At 45.6% G+C, this 15,191-nt stretch carries 9 protein-coding genes; 2 read left to right on the forward strand and 7 right to left on the reverse strand.

All coding sequences use genetic code 11. The features are described from left to right. The first annotated feature begins 11 nt into the window (after positions 1–11). On the forward strand, positions 12–845 hold the full coding sequence (gene mazG, locus FEM55_RS18305; RefSeq protein ID WP_138282840.1) for a nucleoside triphosphate pyrophosphohydrolase: 834 nt from the start codon (positions 12–14) through the stop codon (positions 843–845). A 12-nt stretch (positions 846–857) separates the two neighbouring features. After that, positions 858–1,523, forward strand: a complete 666-nt coding sequence (locus FEM55_RS18310) for a thiamine diphosphokinase (RefSeq protein WP_138282841.1) — start codon at positions 858–860, stop codon at positions 1,521–1,523. Here the strand turns inward: FEM55_RS18310 and FEM55_RS18315 are convergent. From FEM55_RS18315 to FEM55_RS18345, 7 genes are all read right to left on the reverse strand, one after another. After that, positions 1,518–3,158: a M1 family metallopeptidase gene (locus tag FEM55_RS18315; protein WP_138282842.1), complete on the reverse strand. Its 1,641-nt coding sequence runs from the start codon at positions 3,156–3,158 to the stop codon at positions 1,518–1,520. The genes FEM55_RS18310 and FEM55_RS18315 overlap by 6 nt on opposite strands. A gap of 160 nt (positions 3,159–3,318) precedes the next feature. Next, entirely contained in the window at positions 3,319–4,299 is a 981-nt protein-coding gene (locus tag FEM55_RS18320) for a Kelch repeat-containing protein (RefSeq protein ID WP_138282843.1), read from the reverse strand. A gap of 142 nt (positions 4,300–4,441) precedes the next feature. Further along, on the reverse strand, positions 4,442–5,818 hold the full coding sequence (locus FEM55_RS18325; RefSeq protein WP_138282844.1) for a glucoamylase family protein: 1,377 nt from the start codon (positions 5,816–5,818) through the stop codon (positions 4,442–4,444). Positions 5,819–5,845: 27 nt separating this feature from the next. After that, complete coding sequence (locus FEM55_RS18330) at positions 5,846–7,510, reverse strand: glucoamylase family protein (RefSeq protein WP_138282845.1); 1,665 nt, start codon at positions 7,508–7,510, stop codon at positions 5,846–5,848. 95 nt (positions 7,511–7,605) lie between these two features. Next, a complete protein-coding gene (locus tag FEM55_RS18335; protein ID WP_138282846.1) occupies positions 7,606–9,099 on the reverse strand; it encodes a RagB/SusD family nutrient uptake outer membrane protein in 1,494 nt (497 codons plus the stop codon). 11 nt (positions 9,100–9,110) lie between these two features. Beyond that, the gene (locus tag FEM55_RS18340) at positions 9,111–12,143 is read right to left on the reverse strand and encodes a SusC/RagA family TonB-linked outer membrane protein (protein WP_138282847.1); all 3,033 of its coding nucleotides are present in this window, start codon (positions 12,141–12,143) and stop codon (positions 9,111–9,113) included. A gap of 167 nt (positions 12,144–12,310) precedes the next feature. Beyond that, positions 12,311–15,181 (reverse strand): helix-turn-helix and ligand-binding sensor domain-containing protein, encoded by a 2,871-nt coding sequence (locus FEM55_RS18345; protein ID WP_229209325.1) that lies wholly within the window; start codon positions 15,179–15,181, stop codon positions 12,311–12,313. Between the last annotated feature and the right edge of the window lie 10 nt (positions 15,182–15,191).

Here is a 15,191-nt window from a genome sequence, read left to right on the forward strand (position 1 = left end):
TACTCTTATTTATGGAAAAACAATTTAGCGACCTGCCGGAAAGCAGGCAACAGCAGTTAATGGCCTTTGACAGGCTGCTGACGATCATGGACGAACTCCGTGAAAAATGCCCCTGGGACCGGAAACAGACAATGGAAAGTCTGCGGCATCTCACGATTGAAGAAACTTACGAACTTTCGGATTCAATCCTAGAAAATGACATTCCCGAAGTCAAAAAAGAATTGGGCGATTTGCTGCTGCATATTGTTTTTTATGCCAAAATAGGTTCCGAACGAAAAGAGGAAAATTCGTATCAATTTGATATCAAAGACGTTCTGAACGGTATTTGTGAAAAACTGATTTCGCGCCATCCGCATATTTACGGCGATGCCGTGGCGGATTCAGAAGAAGCCGTAAAACAGAACTGGGAAAAACTCAAACTTAAAGAAGGAAATAAATCCGTTTTGTCCGGCGTTCCGGCTTCCTTGCCTGCGCTTGTGAAAGCCATGCGGATTCAGGAAAAGGCAAGAGGCGCAGGATTTGACTGGGACGAAAAGCAGCAGGTCTGGGAAAAAGTGGAAGAAGAACTTAAAGAATTTAAGGATCATTTCAACATTGAAACAAACGACGTTATGGATCAGAAAGAAGCCGAAAGTGAATTTGGCGACTTGCTTTTTTCTTTGGTCAATTATTCCAGATTTGTAGACATTAACCCGGAAACGGCTCTGGAAAGAACAAACAAGAAATTCATCCGGCGTTTCCAGTACCTCGAAGAAGCTTCAAAGGCCGACGGCAAAACTTTGTCCGACATGTCTTTGCAGGAAATGGACGAATACTGGAACAAGGCCAAGGAAACAGAAGTTTAAACAGCGCAGTCCATGTCATCGCATCATATCGTCAGAGAAAAACAGGAACCTGCGCTTATCATTGCCAACGGAGAAGCATGCAGCGAAGAGCTTCTCGGCCAGCTGCTGGAATGGAGTCCTTTTATTGTCGTGCTGGATCATGCCATTTACCGCGTGCTGGATCTGGGTATCAAAGTGGATGTATGGATGGGCGACTTTGATCAGCAGCATGATTTTGAAATGATACAGGCCAGACAAGCGCCGCTGGAAATTGTTCATACGCCGGATCAGGAAAAAACGGATCTTGAAAAAGCAATTGACTTTCTGGTAACAAGGGGTTTTCCTGCTGCCAATATCGTTTGGGCAACCGGCCGCCGTGCCGATCACGCCATAACCAACATTACAAATCTGGTTCGTTACAAGGAAAAAATCCGGCTGGTGTTATTTGATGATTATTCCAAAATTTTTCCATTGTCCGGAACATTCGAAAAATGGTATGTAGCCGGAACGCCCGTTTCGCTCATTCCGGTTGGCATTGTTGAAGGAATTGAAACAAGCGGATTAAAGTACAATCTTCATGACGAAACACTCACATTGGGGCATAGAACCGGAAACAGTAATGAAGCCGAAAAAGACGGTATGGTCCGTATTTCAGCCCGAAAAGGCGATTTGCTGATTATGGAATGCTGGGATTTATAAAGAAGCCTGCTTTGTTTCTTTGGATTCTACAAAAAAATTGCGGTTCACAATAAGCGTCTTTTCATTTTTTGCCTTCATCGTTTGCCATTCCGTTGTCGGGTAAATAAAATCTTCCTTGCCGCTTCCTATTTTGACTTTTACAGGCATGTCAAATCCGGTGACGACATTGTTCCAGCGATACTGAAGACCTTTGTTTCCAAAAGAATATTCCAGAACCGGAATGCGCACATCGCGGAGATATTGATCGAATACTTTGAAAATGTTTCTTCCGGCGTGCTCGCTTACATAATTTTCAATTTCCGAGCCGTCAACCGTTTTGTGGTAAAAAGTTTTGTTAAGGCCACGAAGAATCTGCCGCCATTTTTCATCGTCATTTACGATCTGACGAATGGTATGCAGCATGTTTCCGCCTTTGTAATACATATCCCGCGAGCCTTCCTGATTTACGCCATGAATCCCGACAATCGGAATATCGTTGGCAATCAGCGCCTTTGTTCCGAGTACATAATCCGAGCCGGCTTCTTTTCCAAAGTAATACTCTACATACAGGTTTTCGGAATAGTTTGTAAAACTTTCGTGCACCCACATATCCGCCACATCTTTGTACGTAATGTTGTTTGCAAACCATTCGTGGCCGCTTTCATGGATGATGATGAAATCCCATTTCAAACCCCAGCCTGTTTTGGACAAGTCACGGCCGAGATAACCCATTTTATATCCGTTGCCGTAAGTAACCGAACTCTGATGTTCCATTCCGAGATAAGGCACTTCCACGAGCTTGTAACCGTCTTCATAAAACGGATACGGCCCAAACCAGTGCTCAAATGCTTTCAGCATTTGCGGTGCCTGTTTGAACTGCTCTTTTGCTTTTTCAAGATTCTGTGGCAGCACGTAATAACTCAGCGCCAGATCGCCTTTTTCACCTTTAAAGGTTTCTTTCCAGCTTACGTAATCCGCCACATTCATGTTCACGCCGTAATTGTTGATCGGGTTTTTTACAAACCAGTTGAACGTATGCGTATTGTCATTGTTTTCAGTCACAGAACGCAAGTTTCCGTTTGAAACATCCATCATGTTTTTAGGTACTGTAATGCTGATCTGCATGCTGTCCGGCTCATCGTACATGTGATCCTTGCATGGCCACCATACGCTGGAACCAAGTCCCTGGCAGGAAGTTGAAATAATCGTGTTTCCCTTTCCGTCCGGAATCCACTGAACGCCCCCGTCCCAGGGCGGCCGCTTGGCCAATCTTGGTTTACCTGAATAAAAGACCTCAACGGATTCCAGCTTTCCGGCTTCCTGTTTTTTTACAAGATCAATAAAAAAGGCATTGCCGTCTCTTTTAAAAGTCAGTTCTTTTCCGTCCTGAATCACTTTATCGATTTTTAAAGGTTCCTGCAAATCAATCTGCATGGATTGGCCGGCTTTCAGTACCTTGTAATTCACCTGCGTACTTCCAGACAACGTGCTGTCCTGCGCATTCGGGCGAACATGCAGATGGTAATAAGTAAGGTCCCACCATTCGCGCTGCGGCGTGATGGAACCACGCAACGTATCTGCATGCGTAAATTTGCCGCTCTGAGCCATGCAGCCGCCGGAAATAACCAGAAAAATAAAAAGAAGTGGTTTGAACATTTTGTAATTACAGCCAAGTAATCGCTTTAAATCAGTACAGGCTATTTGCCCGTTAATAATATTTTCAAAAGTCAACAGCTAAAAAAAGCCAACAGCCACCAGCTAATAGCCATCAGCTAAAAGCCAATAGCTAACAGCCAACAGCTAAAAAACGCCAAGCTTACTTTTCCAGGATTTCCATATCATTCAGTTCCGGGCCGCCGCCGCGATTGGCCGACCCGGCAGCAATGTAAACCTTTTTGTTCAGTGAAACCGCCTGCGTTCCGTGTCTGCCCTGATGCAGAGCCGGCAATTTTTCCCATTTCTGTTTTTGAGGGTCAAATGCTTCCACTTCATTATGTGCTTCCACATGTGCATCGCTCTCTCCGCCAATGATCAGGATTTTATTATTATAGACAACCGTTGTATTTCCGGCTCTTAAAGTCGGAAGGTTATTGGATGCATCCATTGTGGACCATTTTCCGGTTTTGAAATCATAAACATCTACTTCCTTGATCACTGTGTTCAGAACCTGATTAATGCGCGCAGTGGAAAGCCGCCCGCCTGCAACGTACAACTTGTTATCCAATACTGCCACCTGCACATGATCTCGTGGACGCGGCGCATCCGCCAGCGTTTTCCATTGGTTGGTTTTCGGATCGTATTCATCAAACCAAGTAACCTGTCCGTCCCAGTGCCCGTCCTGAATTCCGCAAACAAGGTATATTTTATCATTCAGCACAAAAGCACCCGCTGCTCCGCGACGGCGGTTTTCCGGGATGGAAGCACCTTTCCGCCATTCATTTTTGACCGGATTGAAAATATAAATGTCCGGAATAGGCATCTCGTGCGGATATCCGCCGGTAAAAGCGCCCACAACATATATTTCGTTTTTATAAGTTACAGCCTGAAAATGGCTCATTTCCAAAGGCGTTTTGCTGAGGCTTGTCCAGGAGTCCTTTTTGAAATCGTATTCATCCACAGGCTTGATACCGCGTCCGCCAAGCAGATATAATTTTCCGTTGGCGGTAGCCATGGCATTTTCGTGCCGTTTTTCAGGAAGGTTTTCCGGTTCGGAAACATTCCATATCTGGCCTGAAACAGATGAAGACAAAATACTGAGCGCAAAAAGCAATGCACCGGTTTTGAAAAAAGGTTTCATTTTGTCAACGTTTGGTAAGGGATTGGAAAGTCTGCTGAAATCAGCAGCTGATTTAAAAACGCCTTTAAGGTACAAATCTATTTCATAAAATTGAAAGGCCGGTACGATGCCGGCCTTTCAATTGTTTTTTCAGGGTAAAAGATCAGTTATTGCCGGAAATTTCCAGTGCGGGACTTTCAAATCCGAGTTTCTTCAGACCATTTTTTACATCGGGATCTTTCATGAACAATTTCCAGAGCAAACCCGTACGGTAATTTTCGATCATGACGATGATCGGCCCCTGATCAATGGCCAGATGCGATTTTGCATACCAGTTTTGCGATTCATTAAAGGCATCCGTAAACCCGTATTCACTCCATATCTTGTCACCCAGATCATCGTAAAAATGGCGAAGTGCTTTCATGGATTGCTCCGGTGTATAAGGAAATGACGACAATGCGGCTGTCGGGGTTATGGTTCCGAAGTCGTTTGTCGGAGAATGTGCGTTGTAGCCGTTGTACGTGTCGCTGGCCGTAAGTCCCCAGTTGTTTTCGCCATAACCTTTGAATTTGCCGGGATTGGCCACACAATGCTTGTAATTAATCATCGTATGGTTTACGTTTTGTTCCCAGTAATCGGCATACTGATCTTTGAGCTTGCGCGGATCAAGGCCGACGAATGAATAATGCGCAAAGAACAAAGGCCCGCCGTAATCGAAACCAAGCGGAAGTTTAATGCCATAGAATTCCTTGCCGTTTTTAAAATGGTCACTTTGCGCCCAGCATTTGTTGTAAACCTGAGCCGTAATCGGATAGCGCGGAGAAGAAGCACCCAAAATGTACGTGATAAGCGTCTCGTTATAACCTCTCAGTTCAAAGTTCATGGCCCAGCCATGGTTCGGGCTCCAGTGCCAGTAAAGCTGGTTCGGGTTTTCTCTGGTATAGAAATCCCATTCGGCTTCATTCCAGAGCCATTGAATCCGGTTTCTTAAATCCCTTTCCAGATCGTTATCAGCATCAAAGTATTGCCGTACTGCTAGCAATCCCTGAAAAAGAAAGGATGTTTCAACAAGGTCGCCGCCATCGTCCTTTCGTCCGAACGGAATTGTTTTTCCCGTAGCGCCATTGAGCCAGTGCGGAAAAATGCCGTGGTAATGATCTGCTTTGGACAGAAATTTGACCATTTTCAGCAGCCTTGCCGCAACGGAATCGCGGGGTTGCCATTTTCTTTCTGCCGCAACGACCATGGCCATCACACCAAATCCAGTTCCGCCAATTGTCACCACTTCGTCGCCGTAATCGTATGCAGCATTGCTTCGTTCGCGTGACATGCCGCTGACCGGATGACCAAAATCCCAGAAATACTTGAATGTCTGCTTTTGAACCAGTTCCAGCAAAGCAGTGTCTGACAAGTTTTTGGGCCGGTCGGAAGGATTAAAAAGAGGAGGTTTACTATTTGTATTTTTCCTTTTCTGTGCAAAACTTTCTGCAGCAGCAAAAAGCAGCGTAATGCATAGAAGGTAACGGAACGTTATTTTCATGACGGATTGGTTTAAATTTTAACTGACTTAATTCAGGTTCGGACTGGTAAAGCCCAGCTTTTTCAGGCCTGTTTTTACTTCCGGGCTGCTCATGAACAGGTTCCATGGCAAACCACTTCTGTAATTTTCGATCATGATAACAATCGGGCCCTGATCAATGGCGAGATAGGAATCTGCAAACCAGCGTTGATCTATGGAAAAGGAATCGTGAAAACCATATTCGCCCCAGATTTTATCACCCAGTTTGTAGTAAAAGAATTTCAGTGCTTTCATGGATTCCGCCGGCGTGTAAGGAAAGGAAGAAAGTGCGGCAGTCGGGGCAATTATCCCTTTGTCATTACTTGGAGAGCTGGCTGTATAGCCATCCGGAATGTCACTTGCCGTAAGTCCCCAGCATTGGTCACTGTATCCGTTATAGCCCAGCGGATTGGTTTTGCAGTAATTGTAATTAATTAATGCATGATTTTTATTCTGGGTAAAATAATTGGCGAAACCGTCCGACAATCCGGTTGGGTTCAGACCCAGAAAAGAATAATGCGCAAAGAAGAGCGGGCCGCCATAAGGTTCGCCCAGCGGAAGTTTAATTCCGTAATATTCCTTTCCATTTACAAAATTCCCGTGATCTGTCCAGCCCGAATCGTAAACTGACTTGGGAATGGCATGGGTCGGTGAAGAGGCGGCCAGCACGTAAGTAATCAGGCATTCGTTCCAGCCCTGGATCGGATGATTCATTTCCCATTCATATTCCGGGCTCCAGTGCCAGTAAAGTACGTTTTCATTATTTTTCCGGAACCAGTCCCATTCCACGGCTTCCCAGATTTTACTGATGTCGTTTCTCAAAGCAGTTTCAGCCGCTCCCGGATCGTTGAAATACTGACGCGCCGTGAGCAGACCCTGAATCAGAAAAGAAGTTTCTACAAGGTCAGCGCCGTTATCTTTTGTACTGAAAGGCACCACAGCTCCGGTTGCGCCATTGATCCAGTGCGGAAAAGCGCCGTGGAACCGCTGTGTTTTATCTTTCAGGAAACCGGTGATTTTCTGTAATCTTTCAAGTCCCTGCGCGCGGGTGATGAATTTTCTTTCGATAGCCACAGGAATGGTCATAATCCCGAATCCGCTTCCGCCGGAAGTTACAACGTCCCCGGAAGTGTTCCGCTCGCGTGCAAGGCCGCTAACCGGATGTCCAAAATCCCAGAAATACCTGAAAGTCTGTTTCTGAACCAGATCCAGCAATGCTTCGTCGGATAGTACAGGAAATTTATCAGTGGAATCAACTTGTGTTTGAAGGCTGACTTTTATTTCTGCCTGCAAAGTGCCGTTTGTGACGGATTTTAAAAATTTTGTAGCCGTAACCATATAGGAATTCAGGCCGTTCAATGCGGATACCGGCTCAACAACAACCGAACTGTCGCCGTTTTCAAGCGTTCCGGAAAAAGCAACGGTTTCTCCCGAACCAGTTTTGAAAGTAAACCCGTTTTTAATGGAAGTACTGTTCAAAGCAGTTGAAAACGTAAACCTGATCTTTGGATTCAGGCTTACATTTTCAACTGCCAAACCGCTATTGATTTCATTGACCTCAACGCTTTTCAGACCGAAAGCAGAAGGTGCTGACGGCTCGGGATCCTTTTCTGATTTACAGGAAATCCCGAGCCATATCAGCAGGCAGATAAGAAACAGGTTTTTACAGGGCATTTTTTCCTTTTAATACCTTATTTCAAAATTTTAAAACAAGCCTTTATTGCAAATAAGAACAGCGTAACTGACTTGATCCAATTCAATTCCGGCAGTTAATAACCGGGATTTTGGGTCAGTGTGCCCCCGCTCAGATCAATTTCGGATTGCGGAATCGGCCATACTTCGTTTTTGTTTGGTTTCCAGCCTAGCGGACCAAAAATCTGGGCTGCTCTTCCCTGACGGATCACATCAAAATAGCGGTCGTATTCAAGCGCAAGTTCCACATGGCGCTCATGCCAGATGGCGAGGCGCAAGGCAGCTTTGTCTGTTGTCGTAATTTTTGGAAGAACCGTCTTGCTTGTACCTCTTGCACGAGCTCTTACCATTTCCAGCGAAGCAAGCGCCTGTGTGGTATTACCCAGTTCATTGGCAGCTTCCGCATTCATCAGCAGCACTTCTGCGTACCGGATTACCCTTATATTCTGCTGCGAACCTTCATTGAATCCGGTTATATACAAGTTGAACGGAACATAAGATTTCTGATTGTACATCGGATTGTCGCCTTCTTTGGGTATTACATCACCCGCAGGCGTGGTTTCACCCCGGAAAATAATAGATGCGTCCATTCTCGGGTCACCAGTTTCAAAGGAATCTACAAGTGCTTCCGTAGGTGTGTTGAATCCCCAGCCGCCGCCAACTACGCCGCGTACGCCCTGAACCTGGGAATACTGTGAATTGGATGCATCCTTATTGGAAGGAATCAGCTCATTTTGTATCTCGAAAATAGATTCGGCAGAGTTTTCATTTTGTACCCGGAAAAGTGCTTCAAAGTTCGGGAACAACGAATATTGTCCGGAAGTCATCACCTGATTGGTAAGATCAAAAACCTGCTGCCATTTCTGCTGGTACATAGCTACTTTTGCATGCAATGACATGGCGGCGCCTTTGGTTGCACGGCCGGTGTCAGTGGAACCGTATTTCAACGGCAAAACTGCAGCTGCATCCGTAAGGTCCGCTTCAATGGCGGCATAAACTTCTGCTTTCGGTGAACGCGGGATGTTGTATTCGGTAGCATCTTTCGGAAGTGTAAGCCGCAACGGAACGTCGCCATATGCTCTTACCAATCTGAAATAGGAGTAAGCACGAATAAATTTCGCCTCTCCGATGTAACGCGCTTTCAGGGCTTCATCCATGCTGATCGCCGGAATGTTCGTAATGACCTGATTGGCATAATTGATGTTCTGATATTGTCCTGACCAGAAATCGGCTAGCTGTCCGTCACTGGAACCTACTGTAAACCGGTCATAGTCGTTGAAGAAAGTAGCGTCGGAAGGCGTACTTCCTTTTTCCGTGTCATCCGATCCCATGCTTTCCACAGCAATGGAGGCAAATGCAGTATTTCTCCAGCTGCGAAGATTGGCGTACATGGCGTTAACGGCTTTGGTCGCATCCGCTTCATTCGTCCAGAAAACGGTTCCGGCCTGCTTTCCCTGCGGATCTGTATCCAGAAACTCCTGTCTGCATGCGGAGGGAATCATGAGCATGGAAATCAATCCGGCGCAAACGCCCGCTTTTTTCAAGTTGTTCTTAAAATTTATATTTTTCATTTTATTGAATCTTAGAAAGTAACATTTATACCAAAGTTGTAAGTCGCCGAAATCGGGTAAACATTGGCATCAATTCCCGCCTGCGTAGGCTTATTCTCATTGGCTCTTACCTCGGGAGAAAGTCCTTTGTACTTGAAGAAGTTCAGCGCATTTTGCGCATTGGCGTACAAACGCAGTTTTCTGATTTTCAGTTTTTCATTGACAGACTGCGGGAAAGTATAGCCAAGCTGCGCATTTCTCACCCTGAAATAACTGCCGCTCTGAACAAAAAAAGTATTTGGAAGATAATTAGCGCCTCCGCCTATGTTCGCCGAAGGATACGTATTGGAAGTTCCTTCTCCATGCCAGCGGTTATCAAAAAAATCTTTGGTGAAATTTTCGTTTCCGTAGCGCCAGCCCATATTGGCATTGTAAATATCCACTTTGGCCACACCCTGGAAATCAAGTGTAAGATCAATGGTTTTGTAATTCCAGCTGGTATTGATACCGTAAGTATATTTCGGGTTCGGATTCCCGATTACCTGACGGTCAAGACCTGTAATGGCTCCGTCCGGTGTGCCGTTTGTGCCGCTGATGTCACGGTATCTGAAATCGCCCGGCTTGGCATTCGGTTGTGCTGACTTGCTGATTTCGTCCGCATTCTGGAAAATGCCGTCCACAATCAATCCATAAAATGAACCGATCGGATCGCCGACTACGGTACGTGTTGCCAGCGCGCCGCTTGTAAGTCCCACGCCACCGTCATAAATCGGGTTGGAGCCGGAAGATACGGAAAGAACAGTATTGTCATTGATGCTTCCGTTCAGGCCAATGCTGTAAGTCAGGTCTTTTCCGATTTCATCTCTCCACGTCAGAGCGGCTTCAAAGCCTTTGTTCCGGAAGTTTGCCTGATTACCCACAATCCTGCCGGTTTCGGTACCGATGGAAGTTAAAACCGGAATGTCAAAAATAGCTCTTTCCGTTTTCTTGCTGTAATAATCCAGTTCCAGGGAAAGTCTTGAATTCAATACGGCTGCTTCAAGACCGATGTCTGTTCCTACGCCGCGTTCCCAGTAAGTTGTCGGCGGAATAATGGTGTTGATGCTGGCTCCGGTATTTAGCTGACCGCCAAAAACTGCTGCCAGGCCTCCGCCGGTTGCAACCGTAAGGGTGGAAAGATTGGACGGTACGGATGCATTACCGATTTTACCCCAGCTTCCTCTGATTTTCAGATTGTCAAAAAACTTCTGGCTTTCCATAAAAGGCTCGTTGCTGATGACCCAGCCAGCACCCACAGATGGAAAATAACCCCATGCATTACCGCCCTGGAAAAATTTGGAAGAACCGTCGGCACGCAACGATGCATTCAGAAGATAACGGTCTGCAAAAGAATAGTTAACCCTTCCAAAGTAGGAAGCATATGTTCCCAGATCGCCCTGATCTGTTACGTAACGACTGTCTGCGTTACCCAGCGTAAGGTAAAGATCGCCTTCACTGGAATACGGAACGTTCAGTGCACTTGCCGTAAGCTGATAGGATTGGTCACGTTGTGCCGATTGTCCGATCAATGCCGTGAAGTTATGATTGCCGAATTCTTTGGTATAAGTCAATGTATTTTCAAAAATCCAGTAACGTGTCTGCGGACGTACAAACTGCAGAACGCTTGTTGTATTCTGCTGTTTCAAGGTTGCAGCATATTGCGGTGTATAACTGCGCGTTTCGTCCTGTGAATAACGTCCGCCTAGGCTTGTACGGAAAGTCAGTCCGTCCAACACATTCAGTTCCGCGTAAGCATTGGCAGTCAGCAAAGTTCTTTTTGTATTCTGATTAAAGAAATCAATGGTGACCTGCGGATTGAAATTGTTGGCATCGCCCAGACCAAAATCGTTGGGATCGCCGTAGCTTCCGTCTGCATTGTAAACCGGTACAATGGGTCCGGCCGCATACAGTTGTCTGAAAATACCGCCGGCTTCATCCTGCGATTTGCTGTAAGAACCCGTTGCCGTATAGCCGACTTTAAGGCTTTTCAGAACCTGAAAATCATTTTGTAATCTGGCTGTGTACCTTTTAAAGTTGTTTTTCTGAACAACTCCTTCCTGATTCAGGAATCCGAGTGAAAGATTGTAAGTCGATTTTTCACCGCCGCCGCTGATGGAAAGCTGATGATTGTTCACCTTTGCAGTTCTCAGTATCTGATCGTACCAGTCAGTGCCTTCGCCGTATTGTGAAGGATCAAGAATGTTCTGTTTGCCGTTGATGTTGCTCAGTTCATTCACCATGGTGGCATATTCTCTGCCATTGGCCATTTTAATCTGATTGGTAACTTTCTGAAATCCAACAAAACCGTTATAATCCACAACGGCCTTTCCGGATTTTCCTCTTTTGGTTGTGATCAGCACAACGCCGTTAGCCGCACGTACACCGTAAATCGACTGGCTGGATGCATCTTTCAGAATGTTCATGCTTTCGATATCAGCGGAATTGAGAAAGCTGATATCATCGAACCAAACGCCGTCCACAACATAAAGCGGATTAGCGCTTCCGTAAGCAGTTCCGACACCGCGGATACGGATTTGCGGCGCTTCACCCGGTTTTCCGGAGTTGTTGATCTGAACGCCCGCTACTTTTCCTTGCAGGCCGCTTACGGCATTCATGGAAGGCTGTCTGGAAATTTCTTCACCTTTAATTTGTGCCACAGAGCCGGTTACGTCCAGTTTGCGCTGCGTACCGTATCCGACAACAACTACTTCATTCAGAGACTTGGCATCTTCTGCCAGAGCAGCGTTGATCACCGTCTGCGTACCCACCGGAATTTCCTGGGCGACCATACCGATCATGGAAAAAACCAGAACAGACTCCGATGACGGCACCTGGATGGTGTAGTTGCCATCAATGTCGGTTGGAACGCCGGTAGTTGTTCCTTTTATGAGCACGCTGGCTCCCGGAAGTGCTGAACCGTCAGAGCCGGAAGTGACTTTTCCTGTTACATTTATTCCCTGTGCAAAGGATATAATACTGCAGAACAGGAAAACAAGCGTGTACAGAATTCGTACAGTAGTTTTCATTAGGTATAAATTAGTTGATAGAATTATTAAAAGAATTTATTGACCTCAAATTTAAGTTCCAGAATCAGCAGCAATCAAATAAAGCGCTACATCACCATTACATCAATTAGAATAATGCAAGGTTTAGGCGTTGTCAGAAGGTTTTATGAGGAATTAGTACAAGACGGTTAAATGTCCATCATAAACTGGACAAGGTTGGCATCCATGTTCAATCCGAGTTTTTTGCGTAATCGGTAACGTTTAATTTCCACACCGCGGATAGAAATTCCCAATACGGGAGCCATTTCTTTAGTGGAAAGATTCATGCGAAGACATGCCGCAAGACGGAGTTCGGAAGGAGAAACAGAAGGGCAAATAGTCCGGAGCCTCTTGAAGAATTGTTCATGCACTTCATCAAAGTTCTGCTCAAACAGTACCCAGTCGTCTTTACCGGCAACATTGCGCTCAATGCTGTGTAGCAGTTTCTGGTAATGAATGTTCGGGAGCTGCTGTCCCATTTCCGCTTTCACCTGTTTGAGTTCGTCCCTGATTTCTTCAAGGATTTCATTTTTTTTGACCACATTGATTGCTACATTGCTCAGTTGCTGACTTTTGTTCTGGATCTCACTCTGAAGTTTTTCATTCTGGATCTGCATGATCTGCCGTTCGCTGGACATCCGCTGCTGGCGCAGCTTTTCTTCCTGTTCCCGGATCAGCTTGTTGCGATGCCTTGCAAGCCGCTTTTCCTGGTAAAAAATCAACCCGATGAATGCAACTATTAAAGTCACTGCAAAAAGGAAGCGTGCAAAAAGCGTTTCACGCCAGTATGGCTGAATACTGAAATGGAACGAAACGGTATGGGCATTCAGGCTGGTTTTTAATTCAAACTGATAATTAGCCGATTCCAGGTTTGTAAATTCCACGAAGTTCTGTTCGGTCCATTCCGACCATTGATCGGTAAGTCCCCTGAGTCGGTACTTGTATTGTACATGCTGGCCGTAAACAGGCAGTGCAAACATAATCCGGATCGATCGGACATCCGATCGGAGTACAGGTTTGCCGGAAATATTGAAAGTCTCGGCAAGATTGCGCAGATTGGCTACCTTGCGGATCAGCGGAAATGCAGCGATTTCCTCATTGTTTTTATCAGCAAGCCGGTTGTACAATGCATAACCGTTGTCCAGACAAAAGAAATAATAATCTCCGGATAACGGAATGATGGTTTCACTGTTCCGTACCAGCGTGAGCGGCAGATTCAGGATATTATTCCCTGAGTAATAAGCAACCCGATTGATATATACTTTAAACCAGTCCTGCGAAATACCTGTCCGTAACTTGAACGGCTCTTCATCTTCCACTCTGAAAAGGTTTTTGCTTGGATTCAGTTTGCCGTAAGCATCCGGTTCCAGAAACTGGTTGGCAACATGTATGTAAATCCGGTTTTTCCATTCATTGAGTTCAATTGAAAATTCTCCGGGCAAATCCTGCGGTGACTTGTATTCTTTCCATTGCAAAACCGAGTCAAGCTGAGGCGTAAGCTGTGCTTTGAAAAGCCCTTTATAGGCATGTCCCAGCCAGAAAGAACCGTCTTTATCCCGGATTATCTGACGGATCGGAATCGGAAGAACACCTTTTACAGCATGTGCATACGTCCACAGGTTTTGCTTGTCCCGCTTATAAACATGCAGACCGTTGTAAGCACCTTGTAAAAGCAATGTATCCTTACCGGCTCTGATCGGGATAATGATCCAGCCACCGTTTATATTGGAAATTTTGAAGACCCCGTTTTCTCCAATCCGGTAAGTTCCGTCGTTGTGCCCGCACAATAACTGATTGCCAATCACCTTCAAATTCCACGTCTGGCCTTCCAGCCCCGGCACCGGGCTGAATGGTTCGGAAGAAAGCCATTTTTTTACAAAGACACCTTTATTGGAACCGACGTACAATTTACCACGCCATAAAGCAGCTGCATACGTAGAGCCGAGCGGATTGTCATTGGTCTGATAAGAAATAACTGGTGAAGACATTTTGACCAGATCAATTCCCTGATCCAGACCGATCCAGAGCTGTTTGCGGCTGTCCTCGGCCAATGCAAGCACCGTATTGTTCTGCAGTCCGGTTTCTTTGTTGAAACGGTATTTCAGATTGCCGTTTTTTGATACAATGTAAACTCCGTTTTGAATGGTTCCGAAAACAAGGCTGCTGTCCTGACTTGAAACAAGCGCCCGGTTAATGATATTGGTTTTCAGTTCTTCCGACAGTGGAATATTCCAGCTGGATAAGATGCCGTTTTTCCAAAGGAACAAGCCGTGTTTGGTTGTTGTAATTAAAAGCTGACCGCCTGAGAAAGGTAAAATGGAAGAAACAATGGCAGGTGCCAGGCCGTTTGTTCCTTTCAACGGGACGAATTTTTTACCTTTCAGTTCAAAAAGTCCTTTTCCGATGATCTGAGCCAGAATGCGATTTTGTACATACCTCAAAAACATGAAGTTGCCAGCCGGATTGATCTCGGTGAGATTTTTGCCGTCGTACCGGTAAATACGTGAAAAGGACTGAAAATAAATATACTCCGGCGTTTTCAGAATGTGCCAGATTTCTTCCGTCTTAAGGCTGGCAAAACGGGCATTTTTACTCAGGGAATAATATTTCAGCTGGCCGTCCGGTTCTTTTTTCCAGTAACCGAATTCAGAATAGCCGCCGGCATAAATCCTTTGTTCCTTTTGCGTATTGTGATGATAAACCTTGCCGGAAGAAACGGCAACTTCGGATTCATCATACAATATCGTTCTGACGATTTGTCCGTCCGGCAGCGAATGCACTTTCCAGGCTGCGCCGTCAAATTCCAGCAACCCGTCGGAATTGGCTGCATATACAATGTCATTTTTATCATGATCCATATCCCAGTTCTGATTGTGCGCCTTGTAAACTGTTGAAGGATAATTGACCAGCGGAGGCGTTTCCTGCGCCATGACGGCCCGGAAAACAGAAGCGGAAAAGAGTATAACAGTAAGCAATGCCGTCTTATCTTTACCAGTTTTAATGATGGAAAAAATATGCATAAGCTGTTTT

The organism is Dyadobacter sediminis (assembly GCF_005860765.1).
Taxonomy (GTDB): Bacteria; Bacteroidota; Bacteroidia; order Cytophagales; family Spirosomataceae; genus Dyadobacter; species Dyadobacter sediminis.

What these genes read in the sequence shown, in the direction of transcription:
- mazG (WP_138282840.1), top strand. Translation starts at nt 12, where the DNA reads ATGGAAAAACAATTTAGCGACCTGCCGGAAAGCAGGCAACAGCAGTTA.
- FEM55_RS18310 (WP_138282841.1), top strand. Translation starts at nt 858, where the DNA reads ATGTCATCGCATCATATCGTCAGAGAAAAACAGGAACCTGCGCTTATC.
- FEM55_RS18315 (WP_138282842.1), bottom strand. Translation starts at nt 3,158, where the DNA reads ATGTTCAAACCACTTCTTTTTATTTTTCTGGTTATTTCCGGCGGCTGC.
- FEM55_RS18320 (WP_138282843.1), bottom strand. Translation starts at nt 4,299, where the DNA reads ATGAAACCTTTTTTCAAAACCGGTGCATTGCTTTTTGCGCTCAGTATT.
- FEM55_RS18325 (WP_138282844.1), bottom strand. Translation starts at nt 5,818, where the DNA reads ATGAAAATAACGTTCCGTTACCTTCTATGCATTACGCTGCTTTTTGCT.
- FEM55_RS18330 (WP_138282845.1), bottom strand. Translation starts at nt 7,510, where the DNA reads ATGCCCTGTAAAAACCTGTTTCTTATCTGCCTGCTGATATGGCTCGGG.
- FEM55_RS18335 (WP_138282846.1), bottom strand. Translation starts at nt 9,099, where the DNA reads ATGAAAAATATAAATTTTAAGAACAACTTGAAAAAAGCGGGCGTTTGC.
- FEM55_RS18340 (WP_138282847.1), bottom strand. Translation starts at nt 12,143, where the DNA reads ATGAAAACTACTGTACGAATTCTGTACACGCTTGTTTTCCTGTTCTGC.
- FEM55_RS18345 (WP_229209325.1), bottom strand. Translation starts at nt 15,181, where the DNA reads ATGCATATTTTTTCCATCATTAAAACTGGTAAAGATAAGACGGCATTG.